Source organism: Indolivaga capnocytophagoides DSM 22835 (assembly GCF_000426485.1).
GTDB lineage: Bacteria > Bacteroidota > Bacteroidia > Bacteroidales > Dysgonomonadaceae > Dysgonomonas_A > Dysgonomonas_A capnocytophagoides.
Genome location: NZ_AUFL01000013.1, coordinates 110,767 through 136,414 on the forward strand (window position 1 = coordinate 110,767; position 25,648 = coordinate 136,414).

The 25,648-nt window shown below is 38.3% G+C and carries 23 protein-coding genes and 1 tRNA gene; 14 read left to right on the forward strand and 10 right to left on the reverse strand.

Translation table 11 applies throughout. From position 1 onward, the window contains the following. Positions 1-60: 60 nt before the first annotated feature. From K322_RS0108000 to K322_RS20595, 5 genes are all read right to left on the reverse strand, one after another. Positions 61-1,473 carry a S41 family peptidase gene (locus K322_RS0108000; RefSeq protein ID WP_026626421.1) on the reverse strand — a complete coding sequence of 471 codons (1,413 nt, stop codon included), beginning with the start codon at positions 1,471-1,473 and terminating at the stop codon, positions 61-63. Between the two features lie 169 nt (positions 1,474-1,642). Then, positions 1,643-3,049, reverse strand: a complete 1,407-nt coding sequence (locus K322_RS0108005; protein ID WP_026626422.1) for a S41 family peptidase — start codon at positions 3,047-3,049, stop codon at positions 1,643-1,645. Positions 3,050-3,104: 55 nt separating this feature from the next. Next, complete coding sequence (locus tag K322_RS0108010; RefSeq protein ID WP_026626423.1) at positions 3,105-3,713, reverse strand: L-threonylcarbamoyladenylate synthase; 609 nt, start codon at positions 3,711-3,713, stop codon at positions 3,105-3,107. A 101-nt stretch (positions 3,714-3,814) separates the two neighbouring features. Further along, a complete protein-coding gene (locus tag K322_RS0108015) occupies positions 3,815-4,633 on the reverse strand; it encodes an enoyl-ACP reductase FabI (RefSeq protein ID WP_026626424.1) in 819 nt (272 codons plus the stop codon). Positions 4,634-4,965: 332 nt separating this feature from the next. Beyond that, positions 4,966-5,931, reverse strand: a complete 966-nt coding sequence (locus K322_RS20595) for a GNAT family N-acetyltransferase (RefSeq protein ID WP_169714138.1) — start codon at positions 5,929-5,931, stop codon at positions 4,966-4,968. Positions 5,932-6,405: 474 nt separating this feature from the next. On the opposite strand from K322_RS20595, the gene K322_RS0108025 reads away from it, so the two are divergent. From K322_RS0108025 to K322_RS0108050, 6 genes are all read left to right on the forward strand, one after another. Next, positions 6,406-7,272 carry a nucleoside phosphorylase gene (locus tag K322_RS0108025; RefSeq protein WP_026626426.1) on the forward strand — a complete coding sequence of 289 codons (867 nt, stop codon included), beginning with the start codon at positions 6,406-6,408 and terminating at the stop codon, positions 7,270-7,272. Between the two features lie 190 nt (positions 7,273-7,462). Continuing rightward, entirely contained in the window at positions 7,463-8,125 is a 663-nt protein-coding gene (locus K322_RS0108030; RefSeq protein WP_026626427.1) for a SanA/YdcF family protein, read from the forward strand. A gap of 8 nt (positions 8,126-8,133) precedes the next feature. Then, positions 8,134-8,565 (forward strand): GNAT family N-acetyltransferase, encoded by a 432-nt coding sequence (locus K322_RS0108035; RefSeq protein ID WP_084158538.1) that lies wholly within the window; start codon positions 8,134-8,136, stop codon positions 8,563-8,565. Between the two features lie 109 nt (positions 8,566-8,674). Then, positions 8,675-9,244, forward strand: coding sequence for a GyrI-like domain-containing protein (locus K322_RS0108040; protein ID WP_026626429.1), 570 nt, complete (start codon positions 8,675-8,677; stop codon positions 9,242-9,244). Positions 9,245-9,256: 12 nt separating this feature from the next. Next, the gene (locus K322_RS18930; RefSeq protein ID WP_260203706.1) at positions 9,257-9,805 is read left to right on the forward strand and encodes a DUF4269 domain-containing protein; all 549 of its coding nucleotides are present in this window, start codon (positions 9,257-9,259) and stop codon (positions 9,803-9,805) included. A 187-nt stretch (positions 9,806-9,992) separates the two neighbouring features. Next, complete coding sequence (locus K322_RS0108050; RefSeq protein ID WP_026626430.1) at positions 9,993-11,837, forward strand: glycoside hydrolase family 13 protein; 1,845 nt, start codon at positions 9,993-9,995, stop codon at positions 11,835-11,837. A 149-nt stretch (positions 11,838-11,986) separates the two neighbouring features. Here the strand turns inward: K322_RS0108050 and fumC are convergent, their stop codons facing one another. From fumC to rlmH, 4 genes are all read right to left on the reverse strand, one after another. Next, positions 11,987-13,381 (reverse strand): class II fumarate hydratase, encoded by a 1,395-nt coding sequence (gene fumC / locus K322_RS0108055; protein WP_026626431.1) that lies wholly within the window; start codon positions 13,379-13,381, stop codon positions 11,987-11,989. Positions 13,382-13,485: 104 nt separating this feature from the next. Then, positions 13,486-15,927 (reverse strand): FAD-dependent oxidoreductase, encoded by a 2,442-nt coding sequence (locus tag K322_RS0108060; protein ID WP_026626432.1) that lies wholly within the window; start codon positions 15,925-15,927, stop codon positions 13,486-13,488. An 82-nt stretch (positions 15,928-16,009) separates the two neighbouring features. Beyond that, positions 16,010-16,369, reverse strand: coding sequence for a MarR family winged helix-turn-helix transcriptional regulator (locus tag K322_RS0108065; RefSeq protein WP_026626433.1), 360 nt, complete (start codon positions 16,367-16,369; stop codon positions 16,010-16,012). Between the two features lie 76 nt (positions 16,370-16,445). Next, positions 16,446-16,919: a 23S rRNA (pseudouridine(1915)-N(3))-methyltransferase RlmH gene (gene rlmH, locus K322_RS0108070; RefSeq protein WP_026626434.1), complete on the reverse strand. Its 474-nt coding sequence runs from the start codon at positions 16,917-16,919 to the stop codon at positions 16,446-16,448. Between the two features lie 278 nt (positions 16,920-17,197). Between rlmH and K322_RS0108075 the strand changes: the two genes are divergently transcribed. From K322_RS0108075 to nspC, 3 genes are all read left to right on the forward strand, one after another. Beyond that, a complete protein-coding gene (locus tag K322_RS0108075; protein WP_026626435.1) occupies positions 17,198-18,487 on the forward strand; it encodes an Nramp family divalent metal transporter in 1,290 nt (429 codons plus the stop codon). A 95-nt stretch (positions 18,488-18,582) separates the two neighbouring features. Then, positions 18,583-18,664: transfer RNA gene (locus K322_RS0108080), tRNA-Leu, on the forward strand. 214 nt (positions 18,665-18,878) lie between these two features. Beyond that, positions 18,879-20,021: a carboxynorspermidine decarboxylase gene (gene nspC / locus K322_RS0108085; RefSeq protein WP_026626436.1), complete on the forward strand. Its 1,143-nt coding sequence runs from the start codon at positions 18,879-18,881 to the stop codon at positions 20,019-20,021. 23 nt (positions 20,022-20,044) lie between these two features. Here nspC and K322_RS0108090 read toward each other — a convergent pair whose 3' ends face one another. Next, on the reverse strand, positions 20,045-20,878 hold the full coding sequence (locus K322_RS0108090; RefSeq protein ID WP_026626437.1) for an RsiV family protein: 834 nt from the start codon (positions 20,876-20,878) through the stop codon (positions 20,045-20,047). Positions 20,879-21,037: 159 nt separating this feature from the next. On the opposite strand from K322_RS0108090, the gene K322_RS20950 reads away from it, so the two are divergent. The 5 genes from K322_RS20950 to K322_RS0108115 all read left to right on the forward strand — a co-directional run bounded on the left by K322_RS20950 (position 21,038) and on the right by K322_RS0108115 (position 25,633). Then, entirely contained in the window at positions 21,038-21,205 is a 168-nt protein-coding gene (locus tag K322_RS20950; RefSeq protein ID WP_169714140.1) for a hypothetical protein, read from the forward strand. Positions 21,206-21,307: 102 nt separating this feature from the next. Continuing rightward, on the forward strand, positions 21,308-21,958 hold the full coding sequence (gene rpe / locus K322_RS0108100) for a ribulose-phosphate 3-epimerase (protein ID WP_026626438.1): 651 nt from the start codon (positions 21,308-21,310) through the stop codon (positions 21,956-21,958). A gap of 14 nt (positions 21,959-21,972) precedes the next feature. After that, positions 21,973-23,931 carry a ComEC/Rec2 family competence protein gene (locus tag K322_RS18940; RefSeq protein WP_051290706.1) on the forward strand — a complete coding sequence of 653 codons (1,959 nt, stop codon included), beginning with the start codon at positions 21,973-21,975 and terminating at the stop codon, positions 23,929-23,931. A 32-nt stretch (positions 23,932-23,963) separates the two neighbouring features. Beyond that, the gene (locus K322_RS0108110) at positions 23,964-25,022 is read left to right on the forward strand and encodes a DHH family phosphoesterase (RefSeq protein WP_026626439.1); all 1,059 of its coding nucleotides are present in this window, start codon (positions 23,964-23,966) and stop codon (positions 25,020-25,022) included. Continuing rightward, complete coding sequence (locus tag K322_RS0108115) at positions 25,019-25,633, forward strand: DUF4827 family protein (RefSeq protein WP_026626440.1); 615 nt, start codon at positions 25,019-25,021, stop codon at positions 25,631-25,633. The genes K322_RS0108110 and K322_RS0108115 overlap by 4 nt, the downstream gene beginning before the upstream one ends. The last annotated feature ends 15 nt before the right edge of the window (positions 25,634-25,648 follow it).

Consider the following 25,648-nt stretch of genomic DNA (forward strand, 5'->3'; position numbering starts at 1 on the left):
AAGGTCTCAGACCTTCTTATTTATTCTTTAAGTATAATATAGCGTAGTTAATACTTGCTATTATTTTATGGACTTTATTTCTTCTGCAAACTTCTTATCAATAAACATATCCATTGCTCCTTTTCTGTTTACAACAGGCGATACTGCTTTTATATCTGCTGCTTTAGACAACCGTAAAGGGACTATCTCGTTTCCGGTGATTGCATTAATTGCTGCTTTCAATAAGATTTCATCTTTATCGCCCAATTGTTTCATCTCGTACGAAAATTCATTGATTGGTATATCTGCGGGGAAACCTTCAGTGTAATCGGATTGACCGGCACTGTTGTACACTTTCATGATGATGGGCTGTAGTCCCCATTTATTACGATAATCTTTTTCTTCGTATAAAGAAATCGAGGCTACATTCTTTCCATAAGTGGTACGACCTATAAGTGTAACATCCATATAAGGCTTCAGTCCATTGATGATTAGCTCGCTCGATGAGCCAGTATATTTTCCCGTTAGTATATATACTTTGCTTATTTTGTCTCCCAGACGGGGAATGTCTTTGTTTGTACGAGTAGAGCCCACTCTGAATTTATCCAGAAAGTTATCAGATAGACTCAATGTAGAAAAATTTCCGATTTGTGCAGTTATGTTTGCATTGTATTCGTTCTTGATAAAGACATTGTTAATATCTCTGTTTTTAACAATTGCACTGGCTAAAATCTGAGCGCATTTAACCAATCCTCCGCTGTTGTATCTCAGATCAAGTACGAGATCGGTTATATTATTGTCATACAATTGTTTCAGAGTAGCTATCAGCGCAACATCATAATCACCCGAATCATCTCCTTTATCCTGAGTGAAAGAATTATAAACAAGGTATCCGATTCGTTTATTCCCTTCGGTATAAGTATTACTGTAGTATACCGGATTCTCAGGGTAATTCGCCATACTGCTGATATTGACAGGTTCGGACTTTCCTTCGATTGTGAGGCTGTAAATTCCGTTTCCAGAAGAGAGGAGAGAACCGTAATTGTCGGAGGTAAGAGTTACACCATTTACCTTAGTTATTTTATCACCCCTTTTTAAACCTTTGGCTTCTGCATCGGTATTCGGTTTGATATATACGATATTATAGTATTCGGGTTTGTCGTTGTCATCCAATATAGTGAAATATTCAAAGCCGATATCTGTTGATATAGAATTAGTCCAGTTAATAAGATTATTATAGTCGCTCGTTGCCCACGAGAAACGATCATCCGATTTATTTAACAGGTTTTTGAAAAATGTATTCGGTTCTGTGTTGTAATCAGGTGTAGATGGCATATCAGCACTCCATAAATACCATTCTTCCATTTGTGAATATATCCATTTGTTGATATATTCATTATCGGTTAGGTTCGATGACTTATCATCGTCGCTGCATGACGACAAAGCTAATATCCCTGACAGAAAAATATAAAATAGAATTTTTACCTGACGCATTTCTTATGTTCTTGAGTTCATTTCAACAGAAATTACAGCAATATGATGTATTTCACAAAAATAAAGATTTAATTGTAGTCGACAAATAAAGAATCGCTTTCTTTGTAAAAGAAAAAGACAGAGCTCCGTAGAGCCTGCCTTTTTTCTAGCTAATATATATAATGTCGTTTTAAGGTCTCAGATTGTCGATTGATATTGTTCCTTGTTCGCTCTTTATAGATGAACCTAAGTATTCAACAGGAGACGGCCAATTCGATACTTTTGCCGAACGTTTGTCTGGATCTATTGTTAAACCGGTAATTTCTTCTAAAGTTCCCTTTAAGACATATTCTTTTATATCTCCCAGAGGTTTTAATTGTGTTTTTGTTCCCGATTCGGTGTTAATCTCTTTGAGTTCGTTATTAACTTTTGTACGGTAGCTATAATTCTTATTTTTATCGGCAAAATGACCAAGGGCAATTTTGACAGCCCATTTAGAACTACCATCCGATAATTTAATCGCAACTTGGTTGCTGGTAGCTAAATTTTGCCCTTTCATGTCTTCACCGGTAATAACGATCTTATCACCCCAGTATGCTCTCAATGCGTGTATCAGTGTTTCGGAAGGTCCGGCTGTACTTTGACCAGTTATAACATAAATACTTTCCAATTGACTTCCTAAGTTCTGGATGGTTTTGTCTGTTGAAAATTTGTAGGCTATATCTTTGCTGGCATCTTCTCTGGCCAGATATGCAAATGCTGCTCCCTGATCTTGTGTCTTTACAAGAGAACTGCCCAAAGCCGACAAATAGTCATATCCTCCTGTTGCATTGTAGCGAAGATCCAAAATTAGGGTTTCTACCCCTTGATTTTTAAATTCGTTCAGTTTGCTGATGAGTGGGCTTAAATAAGTCCCAGCTGAGAGAAAATGGTTATATACGATGTATCCGATTTTTTTGCCTGATGCAGGGAAGATATCCGCGCTCGAATAATACAATGGATCTTGTACCTTAGAAGGACTCACTGCTACATCTTCAGGATTGAATGTGGAAGCAGCTTCTCCACTTCCAGGTCTACGGTAAAGTATACTGAATTGTTTTCCGCTTGTTATACAATTAGGCAATAATGTATTGTAATTATCTTTAGTAACTGCGATTGTATCTTTTGCCAATCCTGTTGGGCTTACGTGTGTGATTAAGTATCCTCTTTCTATTTCAACTTTTTCAGCTTTAGTTCCTTTTTTTACATATAAGATAGCATAGTATGTCTTACCATCATCGTACCTATTCGCGGCATATTCAAAACCAATATCGTAAGCAGTAGTAGCAGTTGGTATATCTGCGATTAGTTTAATCCAGGAAACAGTATCCTTCGAATTAAGTAATTTTTTGAAAAAAGCATCCGAGTTCATCATTATATCCGGAGTTTCAGTCGGAAGGTTCCAGCAATAATTTGCTTTCATCAGTTTTAGTATTGAATCATTTGCTTCGTCAGAAAATTCGATCACAGGGTCTGATCCATTGTTATTACTACATGCCCATGAAAACAGACCGCCGATGGCGATTGTTATTGCTAAAAAGAGTTCTTTTCTTATCATTTTTATTGTGTTGTGCGATTATATCCCGATTCAAAAATACGTATTTATTTTATTTCTACCAAATTAGGTCTCCCTTCCCTTGTCTGGTTATTGTTGGTTCCGAGTCTGTGCAATCTACAATGGTAGAACCATCTATCCCTCCGTATCCTCCATCGACAATAAGGTCGACAGTGTTTTCATATTTTTCGTTAATTAATTCCGGATCCGTTAGGTATTCAACTACTTCATCATCACCTTTTATGGAGGTTGTAAGGATCGGATTTCCTAATATTCTGGCTATTTCGCGAATAATATTATTATCGGGGATTCTTATTCCTACCATTTTTTTGTCCTTATATATTCTTGGTAAAGACGATGTGGTTTTTAACAAGAATGTAAAAGGTCCCGGGAGGTTCTTTTTCATTAGCTTAAAAGTAGTATTATCTACTTTGGCATACTCACTGATATTACTCAGGTCGTAGCAGATTATAGATAAATTACTTTTTGACGGATTGATCCCTTTCAATTTGCAAATACGTTCCACAGCTCTGACATTCAGAGCGTCGCATCCCATGGCATAAACAGTATCGGTCGGATAAATAACGAGTCCTCCGTCCTGAAGCACCTTCACGACTTTTTCGATGTCTTTTGGGTTGGTATTTGTTTCGTATAGTTTTACGAGCATTTGACAGATATTCTGAGTTTGATATTCCGAGGTTTAAGCAAAAACAGCTGCCTCTATATTAAGACAACTGTTTCTGCGATTTTGTTGCATCTGATGTGCAATTATTTTTTCTCGATATAGTCTTCTACTACAGCCTGAGTTAATCCCATGTTGGAGAATCCTCCATCGTGGAAAAGGTTTTGCATAGTTACCATACGGGTCAGGTCTGAGAACATAGCTACACAATAGTCAGCACATTCTTCTGCATTGGCATTGCCTAGTGGAGACATTTTTTCGGCAAAGTCAAAGAAAGCGTTCATTCCTCCGATACCTTGTCCGGCAGTAGTCAATGTAGGTGATTGAGATATTGTATTTACACGTACTTTCTTGTCACGTCCGTATACATATCCAAAGCTGCGTGCTATAGATTCGAGCAATGCTTTAGCATCTGCCATGTCGTTATATCCTGTAAATGTACGTTGTGCAGCGATGTGAGTCAAGGCAAGAATAGATCCTCCTTCAGCAACAGCATCCAGTTTTTTTGCAGCCTGCATCATTTTGTGAAATGAAATAGCTGAAATGTCTAATGTTTTATCCAGATTTCTGTAGTCTAAGTCGTCGTATGCACGTCCTTTTCTAACGTTAGGAGACATACCGATCGAGTGCAAAACGAAATCTATTTTTCCGCCAAGAATTTCCATTGATTGTTTGAATACATCCTCTAACTCTTCAACGTTAGTTGCATCCGCAGGTACAATCTTAGCATTTAGTTTTTCGCTTAAACCGTTCAACTCGCCCATGCGCAGAGCCATTGCTGTATTCGACAATGTGATAACAGCTCCTTCTTCAACCGCTTTTTCGGCAACTTTCCAAGCAATAGACTTATCGTTAAGGGCTCCGAAAATGATCCCTCTTTTGCCTTTTAATAAATTATGACCCATCTTTTTTATTTGTAATAAATGAATAATCAATCGAATAATACTTTTAAAGTAATAAAGTAACAGTAAATCTTTAATGTCGAAATTTCCAGTAATAACTAGCTTTTGCTATTATGCTTGGATCGACAATAAAGTAGGTCTGAGACCTTAAAACCAAAAGTAAATCGGCACAAAAATACTAAAATTGTGCAATAAAAATGTTTTCTTGGTGCAAATTTTATATTTCAGTGGATCATTCGTCTTATATTTAAGTAATAGAAAGCATTTGATGATGTCTTTAAGTGATGGCCGACTGCTGCTATGTATGCAAAGTCTGGTAAAATAGGTCTGAGACCTTAATAGAAATCAATGATTCCGGAATCTTTCCCTAATGCTCCCGGTTCTAGCTCATATGCAAGGGAATACAGATCTGGGATTCCGTTAATATTATTAATATTAAAATTACAGGATTCGATAAAGCCAAAACGTTTATAGTATTCAGGATCGCCGCATAAAAATACGGCTGTATAACCTGCCTTTTTAGCCAATCTGAGACTTTCTTTTATTAAAGCGGAACCGATTTGTTTGTTTCGGTACTCTAATTTTACTGATAATGGAGCTATCAGCAAAGCTTTTATTTTATTAATTCCCGAAGTGAAACTGATTTCCAAACGGGTAAGCATGATATGCCCAATGAGTCTTCCTTCATGTTCGGCAACTAAAGATAGTCCCGGAATATATTTGGAACTTTTTCTCAGATTCACTGCATAATCTTGTTCGTCTCCGTCTTTTACTTTAGCGGTTTCGAAGGCAGTCTTGATCAATTGGTATATTTCAGAATAATCACTTTCTGTTTCGGGGCGTATGTTGTATTTCAGTCTTCTCCATATATATCCCGTTGCTGTATCTGCGATATGCTCGAAGTTACATTTTTGTAATACTTTCTGTGATGCAAAGTTATCTTTGTCTGTTTCTGCTATTACCGTATGTGCTCTGTTTCCGGTCAAAGCCCAACAGGTTATTGCTGCAACAGATTCTGTCATAAAACCTTTGTTGCGAGAGTCTTCATGCGTGCCATAACCGATTTCGACCGTACCTTCTTTGTCCGGTTTATTCTTAAAACAAATACTGCCTACCATTCTATTAACTTTTTTTTCTATGATAATCCAGAATGTGTACCAGATATGATGATCAGGATCATTTACCGCAAGGTTATAATTGTAGCGCAGTGCGTATTCGGTTTTCGCATCGAGTGTTTTAACAGAAGGTGTCAACCCCAATTCATTTTCTAATTTCTCTGTGCCCTGAATGAATAAATTCATTTGCTGTATGCTTAAAGGCTTAATATATAAATGATTTGTATGTAATGTCATCTTTTTTGAGTATTTGAAGTTCTGCTATTTCTAAAAACTGCAGGGCGTTGTGCAGTGCATCCCGAATGTTTTCGGGCGAATAGCATATTGTATATAAATAGATTAATAACCGGACAGGAATTTGTTCGGTTAAGATGAAGGGATAATCTGTAAAAGTGTCACAGATTATTTACTTCACCAATATCAATGTAGTAGCAGTCATAAAAACAGAATAATTTATCTAAAGGCAAAGATATTGTTTTATTTAATAAATAGAAGGTATTTAAATCTATAATAATTTCAAAGGCAGATTTACATTTGCTATATTTGTGTACAACATGAGGCTTTAGCCTTTGTATTGACAAGTCAAGTATAACAGCGAAGGTTCGTTATCTCTTGATGATGAATTGTTAAATATTTCTGTTACTTAAAAGAGAAAAGATTATGAGAATAATACCAGAATCGGAATTAATCATTAATAGCGATGGCAGTGTTTTTCATCTCCATCTGAAACCCGAACAGCTTTCGGATAAGATAATAATGATGGGAGATCCGTCGAGAGTAACCCTTACAGCTTCGTTCTTCGATAGCATCGAATGTGAGGTCTCAAGCAGGGAATTTCATACCATAACAGGGACTTATAAAGGCAAACGTATCACAGCTTTATCTCATGGTATCGGTCCCGATAATATCGATATTGTGATTACCGAATTGGATGCCCTCGCTAATGTTGACTTTAAAACCCGTGAGGTGAAAAAAGATTTCAAACAGTTGACAATGGTACGGGTCGGAACTTCCGGTGGATTACAGCCTCATTGCCCGATAGGGTCTTATGTGGTTTCAGAGAAATCGATAGGTTTCGATGGTGTTCTGAACTATTACGAAGGACGTAATTCTGTTTCAGAACTCGATTTTGAAGATGCCTTTAAGAAGCATGTAAACTGGTCTCCTTTACATTGTTCCCCTTATGTAGTGAAAGCCGATCATGACTTGGTAGAGCAAATAGGACATGATATGATTAAGGGTGTAACCATTTCCGCTATAGGTTTTTACGGACCTCAGGGACGGTATGTGCGTATGCCGTTAGCAAATCCCGATCTGAACAGTAAGATTGAGTCTTTTAAATTCGGAAAAGATGTTATAACCAATTACGAAATGGAAAGTGCGCCTCTTGCCGGACTTGGTAAATTGATGGGACACAAAGCTATGACTGTCTGTTCGATAATCGCTAACCGCCTTGCAGGTGAATCGAATTCAAATTATAAAGGATCTATCGAAGATTTAGTTAAAACGGTGTTGGAGCGTATCTGATCCTGTTTTCTTCAGCAAAATATAAAGCAGCATATCTTATCTTTATTGCAAATGGGATAGGGTATGTTGTTTTTTTAGATATAATCATAACCTGAGGATTACCTTTTGGAGATGTACTTTAAATTTGTATGTTTACCAAAAGAATAAAATAGTTACAGGTTTTAACGATTGAAGTATAGGGGACTAATTGATGAAGGAACGTAGAAGAGGGAAAGTCATAAAGAAAGTGATTATAGCTATCTCCATTGTATTTTTTTTAATAATAGGAGTATTGGTCTATGCCAATTGGAAAGTGCCGGCAGATACACGTCATTATTTGACCCATAGTGTTGATAGTGTTCCTGTTCGTAAAGCGGCGTTGGTATTGGGTGCTTCGAGATATCTGAAAGGGGGATATCCCAACCCCTATTTCACATATCGTATAACTGCTGCAAAAGAATTGTATGATGCAGGAAAGGTAAAAGCCTTTGTTATGAGCGGTGATAATGGACGTAAATCATACAATGAGCCTGAAGATATGAAAAATGCTCTCGTAGAAATGGGAGTTCCGGATAGTATTATTTATCTTGATTATGCCGGATTCAGAACTCTGGATTCGGTTGTGAGGATGAAAGAGATATTCGGTCAGGATTCTTTTATCGTAGTTTCTCAGGGGTTTCATAATGAAAGGGCTGTATTTATAGGTCAGCAATATGGACTAGATATTTATGGATATAATGCTAAAGATGTCGGATTAGGCAGGGTATCTTATAAAACAATTCTGCGAGAAAAATTTGCACGTGTAAAAGTCTTTGTAGATAGGTTAATAAATAAACAACCTCGGTTTTTAGGTGAACCAATCGAAATCTTATAGTGTTTAATATGAAAATAGAAGAGTTAAAATCGGTTGACAGTATTGTTCTGGATGACCTGAATCGTTTATTAGGGCAATTATCTGTCGACATAAATCCGATAAAGGAGATTTTATTAAAGGATATAATTGGTTCTGCTTCTGTACACCTTTTCGTTGCAAAAGACGGGGAGCGTACAATCGGGGCTTTGACTTTAGTAGAAAATAATCTTCTTTCTGGTTACAAGGCTTCAATTGAAGATGTTGTTGTGGATACTTCCCGCAGAGGAGAGGGAATAGGTCGAAAGTTAATCGAATTTGTAATTCAGTTCGCAAAAAATTCAGGCATTGAAAAAATAGATTTAACTTCGCGTCCCGATCGTTTGGTGGCAAATCAATTATATAAAAAGATAGGTTTCGTGTTGAGAGATACAAATGTATACAGATATCAACTCGTTGATTGACTGCAAGTCTTAAATGATGCGTTTTTGAGATAATTAACTGTTGTTATTATGCTTGAGAAGTCAATAAAAAGACTTCAAATTTCAATACACAGAATAAGCAGAACAGGATATGGCGGTGAGCAAGAAGAAGATTATTATAGGTTCGATCATTATAGGTCTGATATTGGTCAGTGGATTTATCTGCTATTGGTATTATGGCGGTTTTCATCCTGTAAATATACAAGAAAGAGTAGACGGAGGCGAAATTGTCGTGTATGAGGATGTTGTTGGTGATTATTCTCAGGCAGGTCCGGTTTCGAATAAATTATACTACAGTTTGCTTTATACTGATACTCTGAATACCTCTAAAGGATTTGGTGTGTTTTATGATAATCCGCAGAAAGTAGAACGGAGTAAGCTGCGATCGGAAGTCGGCTGTGTTCTGGATAGTGTCGATAGCCTGCGCTTAAACAGAGTAAAAGCAAAATATAAGGTAAAAGAATTGCCCCAACAAGTTTATATTGTGACCGAACTACCCTTGAAAGGCTATTTGTCTATCCTTTTGGGGTTGACTAAAGTATACCCTGCCATAACAAAGTACTGTATAGAGAAAGGTTATTCGGAAGATAGTCCCGTGACTGAAATCTATGATATGAAACGAAAAACAATCACATATAGGAAAGAGATAAAAGTTAAGTAAAGGATTGAAGTTGTGTTTGAGGATATTGAATACCTTCGGGAAGGAAATCCCGTACAGAGACATTGTTATGCGGTTTTACAAAATTTGAGAATAATGGAATATCTTCGACCTTATGCTCCTATTCTGGTCGGAACTATTCCTATAGAAATAGATATAGAAGGCAGTGATGCTGATATTGTGTGCTGTGCTCGGGATTTGCATGAAATACAAATGAGAATCCGTTTGATGTACGGGGACAAAAAGAATTTTACGGATATATTGTCGGGCTACAATTATGTTGCGTCATTTACAGAGATGGATTTACCCGTTGAGGTATATGCCGAGAGCTGTCTTTCTACTCTCCAAAATGGTTATCGTCATATGTTGGTAGAATCCCGCATACTGCGCTTAGCAGGGCAAAATTTTAAAGAACAAATTGTTAATCTGAAACAGTCCGGTTATAAAACAGAACCTGCTTTCGGATATTTACTTCATTTGGAAGAGCCTTATGTAGACTTGCTTACATTGTCGCAAAAGACAGATTCCGAACTATCTGCAATAATCAGGTCTGCCCTGAAATAAGAAGTGTTATATGTGACTATTTTGCAATCGTTTGCATAGTTTTTCAGCTATATGCACAAGCTATTTGTTAAAACCCCAACCTTATAATCTCTATATTTGTTTAAAGTCTGAAAATCTATTTATCAATAAAACCGACGTGTGTTTCTATAAATCATACGTTTATACAACAAAAGAAAAACAAGCAAGAATGAAAAAATCTTACTTATTCCTTTTTCTGGCAGTGCTGTTTACTGTAACGGCTTCTGCTATAGAAGTGAAAAAACTCGAGCCTACGTTCTGGTGGGCCGGTATGAAGAACTCCGAATTACAGGTATTGTTATATGGCGATCAAATCGGAAAATGCGAAGTGTCTATAGCTGCGAAATCTGCAACATTGAAAGATATTGTAAAGCAAGAAAATCCGAATTATCTTATTCTTTATCTTGATTTATCAAAAGCTACTCCCGAAAAGTTTGATATAGTGCTGACCCGCGGGAAGGTAATGAAAAAAGTACCTTATGAACTGAAAGCCCGAAAAGAGGCATCTTCTGACCGTGTAGGTTTTAATTCGAGTGATGTTTTATACCTTATAATGCCCGATCGTTTTGCTAATGGCGATACATCTAATGATGTAATTAAGGGGATGATTGACGATAAGGTTGATAGAACAGATCAATATGGACGTCATGGCGGAGATTTTAAAGGGATTGAAAATCATCTTGATTATTTGTCTGAGCTGGGTATTACTGCTATTTGGGTAAATCCGATTCAGGAAAACGATATGCCTCACGGATCATACCATGGCTATGCCATAACAGATTATTATAATGTTGACAGACGCTTCGGAACAAACGAAGAGTTTAAGTCTCTTGTTGATCAAAGTCATGCCAAAGGGATGAAAGTGGTTATGGATATGATATTCAATCATTGCGGAAGTGAGAATTATCTTTTCAGAGATATGCCTTCGAAAGATTGGTTTAATTATCCCGATAAGTTTGTACAATCATCGTTCCGTACTTCTTCTCAGTACGATCCATATACTTCTCAATACGATAAAGATATGGCAGTCGATGGAGCTTTTGCAACAATGATGCCCGATTTTAATCAGCGTAACCGTCATGTGGCAACTTATCTTATCCAAAGTAGTATCTGGTGGATAGAGTACAGCGGATTGGATGGTATACGTCAGGATACACATCCGTATGCCGATTTCGATATGATGGCGAGATGGTGTAAGGAAGTAACAGAAGAATATCCCGATTTCAACATCGTCGGAGAAACATGGTTGAATAATAATGTAGGCGTTTCTTTCTGGCAGAAAGACAGTAAGCTGGCTTATCCTAAAAATACACATTTAAGAACTGTGATGGATTTTCCGCTTCAGGGCTTGATGAACCGTGTCTTTGATGAAGAACCGGGCTGGGATAAAGGGCTGGCAGCTCTGCATGATTATCTGAGTCAGGATATTGTGTATGCCGATCCTTCTAATCTGTTGACTTTTCTTGATAATCATGATACTTCGAGATTTTTCACTACCGAAGAATCTACGAATAATACAAATCGCTATAAACAGGCTTTGACATTCTTATTGACAACAAGAGGTATTCCTCAGTTATATTACGGAACCGAAATATTTATGTCGGCTGATAAAGGCAAGGGTGACGGTACTTTACGTGAAGATTTTCCCGGAGGATGGGATGGAGACAAGCAGAACGCATTCACAAAAGCTGGGCGTACCGATAAGCAAAACGCAGCATTTGATCTGACCAGCAAGCTTCTGAAATGGAGGAGAGGTAATGATGTGATAGCCAAAGGTACTTTCAAACATTATGCTCCTGTGGACGGAGTGTATGTATACGAACGAAAATACAACGGGCACTCGGTGGTTGTTTTTCTAAGTGGATTGGATAAGGATATCACATTGGATTTGGCTAAATATCGCGAAATTCTGCCTGTCGCTCAGTCTAAAGATGTGCTGACGGGTAAAGTTGTAGATGTAAGCGGTAGTTCGTTAACTGTGGCTCCGAGAAGTGCCATGATCCTTGAATTTTAATATTCAGTCGGATAAAAAACAGTCTTAGTCTTTATTTTGTGATTATATAAAGGTTGGGCGAAATGCTTTTGATGGAGATCAATGCATTTCGCCCTTAACTATGATTAGAGTTTGTAAAAATTATCTCATATAAAGATAGGTCTGAGACCTTATTTCAGGCTGCCGGTCATGTCTTCAGGTTTTACCCATTTATCGAATTCTTCGGCTGTGAGGAATCCCGATTTTACGGCTTCTTCTTTCAGAGTTGTACCATTTTTGTGAGCTGCTTTTGCAATCTTTGCAGACTTCTCGTATCCGATGTGTGTATTGAGAGCCGTGACAAGCATCAGTGAGTTGTCGACCAGTTCTTTGATCCGTTTTTTATTTGGTTCGATACCCGAAACACAATGATCGGTAAATGAGATACAGGCATCGCCAAGTAGTTGTGCCGATTGCAGGAAGTTTGCAGCTATCACCGGCTTGAATACATTTAACTCGTAATTTCCATTTGCTCCGGCAAAAGTAATGGTTGTATTATTTCCCATCACCTGAGCGCATACCATTGTTAAGGCTTCATTCTGAGTAGGATTAACTTTTCCCGGCATGATAGATGATCCCGGCTCGTTTTCCGGTAAGAGCAGTTCTCCGATTCCCGATCTTGGACCTGATCCCAAGAGACGGATATCCTGTGCTATTTTGAATAATGCAACAGCCAACTGATTTAAAGCTCCATGTGTGCCCACCACAGCATCGTGAGAAGCCAAAGCTTCAAATTTATTTGGTGCGGTAACAAAAGGAAGTCCTGTAAACTCAGCAATATGTTGAGCCACTTTTACGTCATATCCTTTCGGGGTATTTAATCCTGTTCCAACGGCTGTTCCTCCCAATGCGAGCTGAGACAGGTGACTCAATGTTGCTTTTATGGCATTGATGCCATATTGAACCTGAGCGGCATATCCTGAAAACTCCTGACCGAGAGTAAGAGGTGTTGCATCCTGTAGATGTGTGCGTCCTATTTTTACGATATCTTTAAATTGTTCGGCTTTGTCAGCCAGTGCTTTCTGTAACTTTTGGGCTGCAGGTATCGTGTGTTCTACCACTTCTTTATAAGCAGCTATGTGTAGTGCTGTTGGATAAGTATCGTTTGATGATTGAGACTTATTTACATCATCATTCGGATGTACAGGGCTTTTTTCTCCGAGTTTCCCTCCACTCAATACCAATGCCCTGTTGGATATAACTTCATTAACATTCATGTTGGATTGTGTTCCCGATCCGGTCTGCCAGATAACCAATGGAAACTGGTCGTCCAGTTTTCCTGTTAGTATTTCATCGCAAACCTTTGCTATGAGGTCTCTTTTTTCAATCGGCAATACACCCAGTTCAGCATTGGTGTATGCGGCTGCTTTTTTCAGATAAGCAAAAGCGTATATAATAGGTTTAGGCATAGAGCCTTCGAGGCCTATTCTGAAATTATTTCTTGAGCGTTCGGTTTGTGCCCCCCAATATTTATCGGCAGGTACATTTACTTCGCCCATTGTGTCTTTTTCGATGCGATATTCCATAATTCTATACTTTGATAAGTCTTAAATAAAGTACCTTAAAGGTCGTTATTATCAATGCCATTCACAATACCTATTTATAATGATTTTTGGAGAAATGTAATACCTTAGATAAACAGATTTACATTTGCGTTTTCGGCTCTGTCGAGATAGGCGGCCACTCCTCCGATGGTTATGCCGTCCATCAGTTCTTCCTTTTTTATGCCCATTACATCCATCGACATAGAGCAGGCGATAAATTCCACTCCGTTTTCTTTTGCCTGTTGCATCAGTGATTCAAGGCTGTCTATATGTTTTGTTTTCATTATATATCGCATCATTTTACTGCCGATTCCTCCCATATTCATTTTAGATAGGCTCAGTTTTTTACTGTTTGCGGGGAGCATCATTCCGAACATTTTACCGAGAAAGTCTTTCTTTACATTCTGTTTTTTCTCTTTCTTGATTACATTCAATCCCCAGAATGTAAAGAAGATACTTACCTTCTTGCCGGAAGCTGCCGCTCCATTCGCTATTACAAATGATGCTAATGCTCTGTCAAGGTCATCACTGAATACGATCAGAGTCTTGTTATCCCCTTGCTTTTTTACAGGACACGATTCTGTTTCTAGTGCTTTTTCGATAGTCGCTGTAATTATTCCGCCCGAATTGTCAATGTCTATGAGTTTTGCACCTACCATCCGGCACCATCCGTTAAGGTCTTCGCCGAAAGCCTGATCAGTTACTTTTATTTCCAGACGATCTCCTTCGCCGATTAGGTCATAATTTTTCTTTAATTGCATGATCGGGCCCGGGCATTGCAGCCCGCAGGCATCTATATTAATTGTTTTCATGTTGTTTGCTGTTTCTTGTTCTTTTTCGTTCTTTGTGTTCGTTGAGAATGTACCTTCTGTAGATTGCTGTCCGCTTGCCAGCGCATAAGTTTTATATCCTCCCGAAAGATTATGTACATCTGCATATCCATGCTGCATTAATATGCGTGAGGCGAGATAGCCCCGAAGCCCTACAGCGCAGTATACGATCAGAGGTTTGTTCTTGGGTATTTCCTTTAAACGGTTGCGTATTTCATCCACCGGAATATTTACAGCGTCTTCTATATGTCCCATTTCATATTCTTCCGCTGTGCGTGTATCTATCAGTATTGCTCCTTCCGATAGGCGTTGAAGGAGTGAGTCCCATTGCAAAATTCTGACTTTTCCTTTAAGTATATTTTCCGCAACATATCCTGCCATATTTACAGGGTCTTTAGCCGAAGAGTAGGGCGGAGCATAAGCGTGCTCTATTTCTTGCAGGTCGTATATTGTACCCTCTTTCTTTATTATCTGGGCAAAGAGGTCGATTCTTTTATCCACGCCGTCAAAGCCCACAATCTGTGCCCCTAGGAGGCGTCCGTCTGCCGGAGAAAAGTTTATCTTGATAGAGAGAGGAAGGGCATCGGGATAATATCCGGCATGAGAGTTCCCATGTGTATAAGACGATATATGAGGGATACCTTCTCTGTCGAGAAGTTTTGATGACGCTCCTGTTGCAGCTACAGTAATATCAAAAACTTTAGCGATGGATGTTCCGATGGTTCCACAGTAAGTATTTTTATTTCCTTCCAAGATGTTATCGGCAACGATTCGTGCCTGTTTATTGGCAGGGCCTGCAAGCGGTATTAACGCATGCTTTTTTATAACGGGATTATATACCTCCACAGCATCACCTAAAGCGTATACGTCAGGTGCTGATGTTTGCATATACTGATCTACTTTTATTCCTCCGAGTGGACCAAGTTCGAGTCGGGCTTCTTTCGCTAATTTGGTTTCGGGGCGGACTCCGATGCTAAAAATGATCATGTCGGCGGGAATACTTTTGCCGCTTTCCATATTTACGGATATTTCATTGTCGGAGGGTTTAAATCCGGTTACATTCTCATTGAGGTATAGATCTACATGTTTGCTTTTCAGGTGTTGGTGTACGTGTGCTGCCATCGGAAAGTCGATGGGTGTCATAACCTGATCACCCCGCTCTATGACGCAGACTTCCAATCCGGCATCATGAAGATTCTCTACCATTTCGAGACCGATAAAGCCTCCTCCTATTACGACTGCTCTGCCTGGGTTGTGTGTGTCGATATATTTTTTGATACGATCCATATCGGGAACGTTTCGTAAAGAGAATATGCGCTTATCGTCTATTCCTGGGAGAGGTGGTTTTATCGGTTCAGCCCCTGTGGAAATAATTAATTTGTCATAACTTTCAGTGTATTTACTGTCATCTGTGTGATTGTGTACAGTCACTTTTTTGCTGTTTGTATCTATCTGTGTGACTTCTGATTTAACCCGTATATCGATATTGAAACGATTGACGAATCCTTCAGCAGTCTGCACAAATAAGCGGTCACGTTCACCGATTGTTCCACCAATGTAATATGGTAAGCCGCAATTGGCATATGAAACATATTCACCCCGTTCGAATAGTACTATTTCAGCTTTTTCGTCCATTCTTCTAAGCCGGGCTGCAGCAGTGGCTCCACCTGCAACTCCTCCGATAATCAAAATCTTCATGTTTTTCTTTATTTATTTCAATAATATATTTCATTAACCATATTTGCTATTAGCAAATAAATAGTCAAAAGAAAATGGGTAGTTATTCCATTAATTTTGAAAGTTGATGTCCCAATCCTTTGAAATCCATTTCGTGCTTCAGCATTTCTTTTATTTTTTGCTTTCCGCTGTCAGTCAGAGTGAAAATCATCTGCCGTTTGTCTGTCGTGCCCATTTCTCGTGTAATATATCCTTTAGATTCAACGGTATTTATAACTCTGGATACGCGAGAATTGGATAAGCCCACAAAATCGCATAATTCATTTGCGGCACGTGGCTTTCCGTCCTTCATACAGCATAGTATCATTCCTTCGTTTATTGTGATGCCATTGTTTTCGGCAAACTCTTTTTCGAAGTTATAAAGTGCTTTGTATACGTCTTTTAATTTGCAGATTGATTCCATATGAAAATATTTGCTAGTATGAAATATTTGCAAAGAAATGTATTTGTTGTTAAATATCCAAATTTTTGCCTATTTATTATTCGTGATGATATGGTTCGTTATTCAATATCGTCATTGCCCTGTATAATTGTTCAACAAATACAAGACGGATCATTTGGTGCGAGAATGTCATTTTTGATAACGATATTTTTTCTGCTGCTTTATCATAAACAGCTTTTGAAAAGCCGTAAGGGCCACCTATCACAAAAATAAGACGTTTACTTATGGTGTGTGTCTTTTTTTCGATATAGGATGCAAATTGCAGAGACGAAAAGTCTTTGCCTCTTTCGTCGAGCAATACCAGATAGTCTCCTGCCAGCAGATTTTTGAGAATAAGCTCTCCCTCTTTTTCTTTTTGTTGCTCTTCCGATAAATTCTTTACATTTTTAATGTCCGGAATGACTTGCATCTCGAAAGGAAGGTAATGCTTCAACCTGTTTTCATATTCTTGTATTCCTTGAGAAAAGTATCCGGCATCGGTTTTTCCTATAACGAGTAAGCTTATTTTCATCGGGTATTCTATTTTTTATCTATATACAAAAATATTACTTTATGATTAATTCGAATATCTTTACATTTATAAAAATCTCTTGCGGCTATCGGTTATAAAAAAGATTGATAAGCGAAGTGGATATGGAAAATGTGAAAAATGTGTCACTTTTGTATAACTTTGTCACTTTTTAGGGGATATTCCTTGATTACGAATAAAATACAAAGGAGACAAAAGGCAATACCAGTCTGTAGTGGTTTGTGAAGTTTGTCACTCATAGAAACAGAATAGAAATGTGAATGAAGAATTTTTGGCAGAAACTCAAGAAAGATTACACAAAGAGAGATACTAAACTGAAGTCGAGTGCATTTGACCTTTTTAAATATATAGGACCCGGGTTGCTGGTGACTGTAGGGTTTATTGACCCCGGTAATTGGGCTTCAAACTTCGCTGCCGGATCTCAGTTTGGCTATACACTATTGTGGGTTGTTTCGTTATCAACCGTAATGCTTATTCTTTTGCAGCATAATGTGGCCCACTTGGGTATTGTTACCGGGCTCTGTTTGTCGGAAGCTGCTAATAAGTATCTGCCGAGAACCGGTTCGAGAGTTGTATTATGGTCTGCAATTGCAGCATCGATATCTACGTCTCTGGCCGAAATTCTGGGTGGAGCTATCGCTTTGAATATGCTATTTGCTATCCCGATAAAAGTGGGGGCGGTGCTGGTTACAATTTTTGTATTCTGTATGATGTTTTCCAGTTCGTATAAGAAGATCGAACGGTATATAATCGCCTTTGTATCTATTATCGGTTTATCTTTCATCTATGAACTGTTTCTTGTTGATATAGAGTGGGGACAGGCTGCAAAGGCATGGGTTGTGCCATCTATGCCCGAAGGCAGCATACTGATAATAATGAGCGTATTGGGTGCTGTGGTTATGCCTCACAACTTGTTTCTTCATTCGGAAGTGATCCAGAGCCGGGAATGGAATCTGAAAGATGATGAGGTAATAGAAAAGCAACTTAAGTATGAGTTCTTTGATACGCTTTTTTCAATGGTTATAGGCTGGGCGATCAATAGTGCCATGATTCTTTTGGCTGCTGCTACATTCTTTAAACAAGGATTAGTTGTCGATGATTTGCAACAAGCCAAAAGCCTTTTAGAGCCATTATTGGGAAGTGGTGCTGCTATTGTTTTTGGAGTAGCGTTATTATTTGCCGGTATTTCATCTTCAATGACTTCGGGCATTGCTGCGGGATCTATTTTTGCAGGAATGTATGATGAACCGTATAATATAAAAGATATACACTCACGTACAGGTGTTACTATCTCGCTGGGTGTTGCATTAGGAATTATATTTCTGATAACAAATCCATTCAAGGGTCTTATAATATCCCAGGCTGTTTTGAGTATGCAGCTGCCCATAACGGTCTTTTTACAGGTAAGGCTTACTTCATCGAAAGAGGTAATGGGTAAATATGCAAATCGTCCTCTGACAAAATATATGTTATACTCTATTGCAACTATTGTTACACTGTTAAATGTTTGGTTGTTATATAGTTTAGCTGCTGATTGGATAAATGGTTGATATAGTATTTTTACTATTTCACAAAAAATATTCGTTAAACTATTTGATTTCTAAAAACTATAATTATCTTTGTACCCGCTAACGCAATGGTAGCCGCGGATGTGGCGTAATTGGTAGCCGCGCCAGACTTAGGATCTGGTGCCGAGAGGCGTGGGGGTTCGAGTCCCTTCATCCGCACTGAGAGCGACAAATTGAAGATTTCTTCTTTTTGTCGCTTTTTTACTCTTCAGTTCACTACTCTTTTTTTACTCGAATTGACAAATATACTTTTTATAGAGTAATGGCGTTGACTTCAGATGTTAATATTCCGTAGGGTAAAGGGAGCGTCTCTGAATTAACTATAACTTTTGCTACCTTTGCAGAGTCTTATATTTTTTATTAATAATAGCATATGATCCAAATACATAAAGTGCCTTCTCCATGCTATGTGATGGAAGAAGACTTACTGAGGAAGAATCTGACGTTGATCAAATCGGTCAAAGATCGTACCGGCGTAGATATTATACTGGCATTTAAAGCTTTTGCTTTATGGAAATCTTTTCCTATAATAAAAGAATATATTCCTCATTCAACAGCAAGTTCGGTATTCGAGGCTCAGTTAGCTTATGAAGAAATGGGAAGTCCTGCACATACTTTTTCGCCGGCTTATACTGAAGAGAACTTTCTTGTGTTTCTGAAATACAGCAGTCACATTACTTTTAATTCGTTGAGTCAGTTTGAGCGATTCTATCCGATGGTAGTTGCCGATGGCAATAAGGTATCATGCGGTATACGCATTAATCCCGAATATTCCGAAGTGGAAACAGATTTGTATAATCCTTGTGCTCCAGGATCCCGGTTCGGGGCAACGGCTGATCTGTTAGGAGATACTTTGCCCGAAGGATTGGACGGGATTCACTTTCATACACTTTGCGAGTCGTCGTCGTATGATCTCGAGAAAACACTCGAAGTGATTGAATCTAAGTTCGATAAATTGCTGAGACAAGCCAAATGGCTCAATATGGGTGGAGGGCATTTGATGACCCGTGCCGATTATGATGTCGAACATCTCGTTGCTTTACTTCAGAAACTGAGCGCAAAATATCCTCATTTGAAAATTGTAATGGAACCCGGAAGTGCTTTTGCATGGCAGACGGGGGTATTGGTGTCTACCGTGGTTGATATTGTGGAAAACCGAGGAATAAAAACAGCTATACTCGATGTTTCTTTTGCATGTCATATGCCCGATTGCTTAGAGATGCCTTATAAACCTCGTATACGTGGAGCCTATCATGAACCCGAATCAGGAAAACCTACATACCGAATGGGGGGAAGCAGTTGCTTGAGTGGCGATTTTATGGGAGATTGGTCTTTTGATGAGCCTTTGGCTATTGGCGATAAAATTGTTTTTGAAGATATGATCCATTATACGATTGTAAAAACAACTATGTTTAATGGAGTTTCGCATCCTGCCATTGCGTTGTGGACAAAAGAAGAAAAACTCGAGATTTACCGCGAGTTTGAATATAATGATTACAAAAACAGAATGAGTTAAGCTCATTCTGTTTTTTGTATCACTTAAGCCTTCTTTGTTTTTAAAGTGATTATTTCTTTATATGGATCCGCTATCAGGTCTTTTAGTTTATCATAAGGGATAAGAGCCTGTATCAGTCCGTCAGAATGGGGAGTTATCTCGTATGTGTTATAGACAAAGACTACTCCTTGTTCGTTGAAATAGAAATTCTGACTGGGCTGTACCGAGTCCGGATCCAATAATGTGATATTATCTCCGTTCGAATTTTTAGTAGTAGCCAATACCTCTTTGATTAATGTTACTAACCGACTGCTTGTTTCGGGTTTGAATAATGACTCGATAGTCAGGCGGTTTCCGTTTCTCAAGTCTATGTTAAAGTAGTCAATGTAGCGTGAATCATGCGCACCTCCCGAATATTGAAGAGTTTCAGTTCTTCCGGTTATAGTTAGCAGGGTAGTGTCGGTAACCGAAGTTTTTACAGTTTTGTAATATTCCGAAAAGTCAATAACACTTCCTTGTGCCGCTTTACCTAATTCTACACTCTCCTCTACGTTCTTATCCGTGAAAGCCTCAAAGCCTTTGACGGGAGTAAGTCCTTTATAAGATCCGTTCTGATCGTCAGTGAATGAAGCGAGAAACTGAGTTTGTACAGCTTTCAGAATGCTGTCATTGACAAACGTTGAAGGGTAATCAAACTCAAGAGTTAATTTTAGACCGCCTTTTGTCGAATCGTTATTTAAGAAAATTTCTTTCGCCAGATGTAGGGTGTCAAACGTCCATCTTGAAGTTTCGATTACTGCAGTGGTTTCGGGTTTGGGTCTTTTGCAAGATACGGCAATAAGTACTGCTAAAATAGCAAGGATTCCAATTTTTTTCATATTCAGATATATTTCAAATTAAGGTCTCAGACCTATTCGAACAAAATTTAAACATACTCTAAGACTATGAAAACAAATTTCAGAAAAAAATGTTCGGTTGATATAATAAGAGTAAAATATAATCGTTTAAATAGTACAATCAAAAAAGTAATTGTGCCTATGGCTGACAAATCTACTCAATTAAAAGCAGAGGAAAAGCTTGTGGAAGTGTTGTTATCAAAAAAAGGGCCATCTGAGGGAACATTGGATTTCCTGAAACAATTTGCCCGAACTTATCATGTGGAGCCTTCGCTTCCAGATCAGCTTAATGCTACTATTCTGAATTAATCCGGATGGAGAATTTATTCAGAACAATGTTTACAGCCTTCCTTATTTTGTTAAGGAAGGCTGTTTTTTCTTATCTTTGTTCCAAATCAGATTCTTAGACTTATGAACCATAAAATATCCCCTTCGTTATTATCTGCAGATTTTTTGAATTTGCAGAAAGATATTGAAATGTTGAATGCATCCGAAGCCGATTGGCTTCATTGCGATGTTATGGATGGTGTTTTTGTTCCTAATATATCATTCGGGTTTCCGGTTCTCGAACAAGTGAATAAGGTGGCAAAAAAGCCTCTCGATGTTCATTTGATGATTGTTCAGCCAGATAAGTTTATTCAGCAGGTAAAAGATGCAGGCGGATATATGATGACTGTTCATTACGAAGCGTGTACGCATCTCCACCGTACAGTTGGGGCGATACATGAAGCCGGAATGAAAGCCGGAGTCTCACTCAATCCACATACTCCCGTTGAGTTTCTTACGGATATATTAGATGATCTTGATCTGGTTCTTATTATGTCGGTTAATCCTGGATTCGGAGGACAGAAATTTATCCCTAATGCAATCAATAAAGTAGCCCGTCTTCGCAAAATGATCGATGAACGAGGTTTGAATACATTGATAGAAGTTGACGGAGGAGTGAATTTACATACCGGAAAACAACTGCTTGATGCAGGAGCTGATGTGTTGGTTGCCGGTAGTTTTGTGTTCTCATCGGGTCATCCGTCGAAAACTATTGCAGAGTTGAAAAAGCTATAACAACTCAGCGGATAATGGAGGTTGTACACAGAATTCCTTTTCTGAAATTGCTGCTTCCTCTTCTGATAGGCATAATTCTTCAATATTACATTGATATATACAGGTGGAGTATGATTCCGATAAGCATAGGCTGCGGTATCATACTCCTGTCGTATATAGTCACAGCTAAGCATCAGCATTATCACCGATATTTATTCGGAGTTGGTGTGTCTTTATGCCTGATTGGCATCGGTACTGTATCTACAGGATTACGTCAAGAGGCTTCATTATTTACATTTCCTGATATTTCGCAGGTATACGATGCTGTGATAACGGATATTCCTCAAGAGAAACCTTATACAATTAATCTGAAAGTAGAACTGTCCGACACCCGTAAGCAGGTTGTTTGTTATCTTCCTAAAAATAAGTTATCTAAAGGGTTAAGAGCCGGAGATCATATTTCTTTTTTCGGGAAGATATCAAAATTCGAAAGCAGCAGAGATTCTGAAGGATTTGATTATGCGGCCTTTATGCGTAACAAAGGATATGCAGGAGTCATATTTGTCAAAAATGGAGAATGGCAGCAAAACGAGTCTTCTTCTTCAGGTATTAAAATCTGGAGCAGCCGTTGCCGTCAGACGGTCTTGAAGTATTATCATTCGCTCGATTTATCCGAAGCCGAATTCGGGATATTATCTGCCCTCAGTTTAGGATATACAGATTCATTGTCAGACGATCTGGTTCAATCTTTCAGAACTACAGGTACGGCGCATCTTTTGGCTATCAGTGGTATGCATATGATTCTGTTTTATTCGGTTATCTTTTTTATTACAGGTTTGGTATTATATCAAAGTCGATTTCGAAGTGCGAGGTATGTGTTGGTTATCGTGTTGTTGTGGATATATTTACTCGTAATAGGCTTTCCGGCATCTGCTGTAAGAGCTGGTAGTGCACTTACTTTTTTATGTGCCGCCAAAATAAGAGGAGTTCAGTTGTATTCGTTCAATACCTTTTTTGCTTGTGCTTTTATAATGCTGGTCTGGAATCCTCTCTGGTTATTCGATATCGGTTTTCAGTTGAGTTTTTCGGCGGTACTGTCAATGCTTGTTTTTCTCCCTTTGCTGCCTGATTTTGTGCATAAAGGAAATAAGATATTTCGTTATTTTATTAATATTGTTGTTATTTCGGTTGTTGTTCAAATCGGAACACTGCCCCTTTGCTTGTATTATTTTGGTGTTTTTCCTTCTTACTTTATTATAACCAATCTGTTGATTATTCCTCTTTTTACATTGGCTGTATATATTGCCTTATGTATTATCGGAGTGTCGGTGTTTGCTTTACTGTCTCCTTTGGCTGCAGACTATTTGCTTTATATTCCGATAGAGTCTTTTAAAATGGTGATTAAAGTACTGACAACTATCTGTTGCTTTTTTGAGCAGCTGCCTCTTGCTTTACAGGATGGCTTGAGGATAAATCTTATATCGGTATTCCTCATATGGACAGGGGTATCAACTTTTGTCTTTTTTGTAAAATACAATAAACCTCGTTTGTTAATTTACGGAATATCTATATTGTTAATTTTTCTGATTATGAATATATATGATATGGTGCAGTATAAAGACTCATTGACTGTCCGTTATAATCGTGGTCAACCTAGTGTGCAATATTCCATAGGGTTTACCGGAATCAATCATACCGGGTTTACGTCGAATCATATAATAAATCTGAAAGGTCAGCTTTATTTAGTTCTGGTTGATGATGGATGGAAAAATACTCGCCCATCTGATTCCCGAATGGATATTGATTATTTGCATATTGTTCAGGGTAATGATGTGTCAATGTCTGTTGTTTCTGCAATTTTTAATATAAAAAAAGTTATCTTAGACGGTACATTATCAGACTATCATTCAAAAAGATTAGCTTTAGAATGTGAAAAATTACGAATTCCATATCATCAAGTTTCAGATGATGGGGCATTACGGATATTTTTTTAGTATTTTTGCGCAAATTCGTTTAATTGGATGTAATGTTCTCAAAAATAATTGCGCAAGAAAAGATTAATAAAGTAGCAGACTTAATCGATAAAGCCGATAAAGCAGTAATAGTAACACACGTATCGCCTGATGGAGACGCAATAGGCTCATCTCTGGGGTTATATCATTATTTGCAGGATTCGGGAATGGAAGCTACAGTAATTGTACCCAATGAGTTTCCGTATTTTCTGAAGTGGATGAAAGGGGCAAAGGATGTTTTGATTCATGAAAAATATCCGGACTTTGCCGCTCAACTGATAGCCGATGCAGATATGATATTTTGTCTCGATTTTAATGTGCTTTCACGTATTAAGGCTGTCGGAGATCTGGTAAAAGAGTCGAAAGCAAAAAAAGTGCTGATAGATCACCACCCCGATCCGGCTGATTTTTATGATGTGACTATTTCCCATCCCGAAATATCATCGACCAGTGAACTCATATTTCGTTTGATCTGCCGTATGGGTGATTTCGAGCAGATGAGTAAAGATTCGGCAGAGTCCATCTATACAGGAATGATGACAGACACGGGAGCATTTACATACAATTCGAATAGTCCTGAGATTTATTATATCATCGGACAATTGCTGCTCAAAGGCATTGATAAAGATTATATATATTCGAAAGTATATCACAGTTATACTGCTGACCGTTACCGAATGATGGGACATACCCTTTCGGAGCGAATGAAGATATATGAGAATTACGGAGCCGCTCTGATCTGGCTGAACAAAGATGATCAGATAAAATACCATTCGCAGAAAGGTGATACCGAAGGTTTTGCTAATCTTCCTTTGAGTATTTCGGGTATTACGTTTTCGGTCTTCCTTCGTCAGGATACGGAGAAAGATATGATTAAAATATCGTTGAGGTCGCAAGGTACATTTCCTTGCAATACATTTGCCGCTCAGTGTTTTAATGGCGGAGGGCATCTCAATGCTTCAGGAGGTGAGTTTTACGGTTCTCTGGCAGAAGCCATAGAGCTGTTCGAAAATACACTGGACGAGTATGCCGAATTATTGATAACTAACAAGAATAACTTAGATAAAAGATGAAGAAAACAGCGCTAAGACTAACCGGACTTTTTGTTTGTATATTGGCTATATTCGCATCGTGCAGTAGCAGTGATTCGTATGCTGATAGACTGGAGAGAGAACGTAAAAATATCAAGAGATTTATTAGTGAACATGATATCAGGGTGTTGGATACATATCCTGCTTCGGGGGTTTTTGAGGCAAACGAGTATTACCACGAGCCAACTACCGGAGTATATATTAATGTGATTGATTCCGGAAACGGAAAGCGGGCTGATGCAGATAAACGTGCTATTGTGAATGTCCGTTTTTGGGATGCTATGTCGATGCCTGCCAGTGAATCGGATACTATAACTTTTAATCCCGGAGGAGGGGAGTTGGGGGTTGAACCTATGCAGTTTATGTACGGTGTGGAATCTACATATACCAATTCCAATGGAACGAGTTCCAATTATCTGGATTATATGGAATACAGATTCTTGTCTAAAGGTATGGTAATTCCTCTTAAATATGTCGGAGAAAAAGCAATTGTAAGTCTGATTGTTCCATTCAACAGTGGTTCGACTGCCCAAAATAGCGGAAGCTTTCCTTTATATTTTACAAGATTGCAATACACAAAAATAAATCAATAAAAGCAAAAATAACAC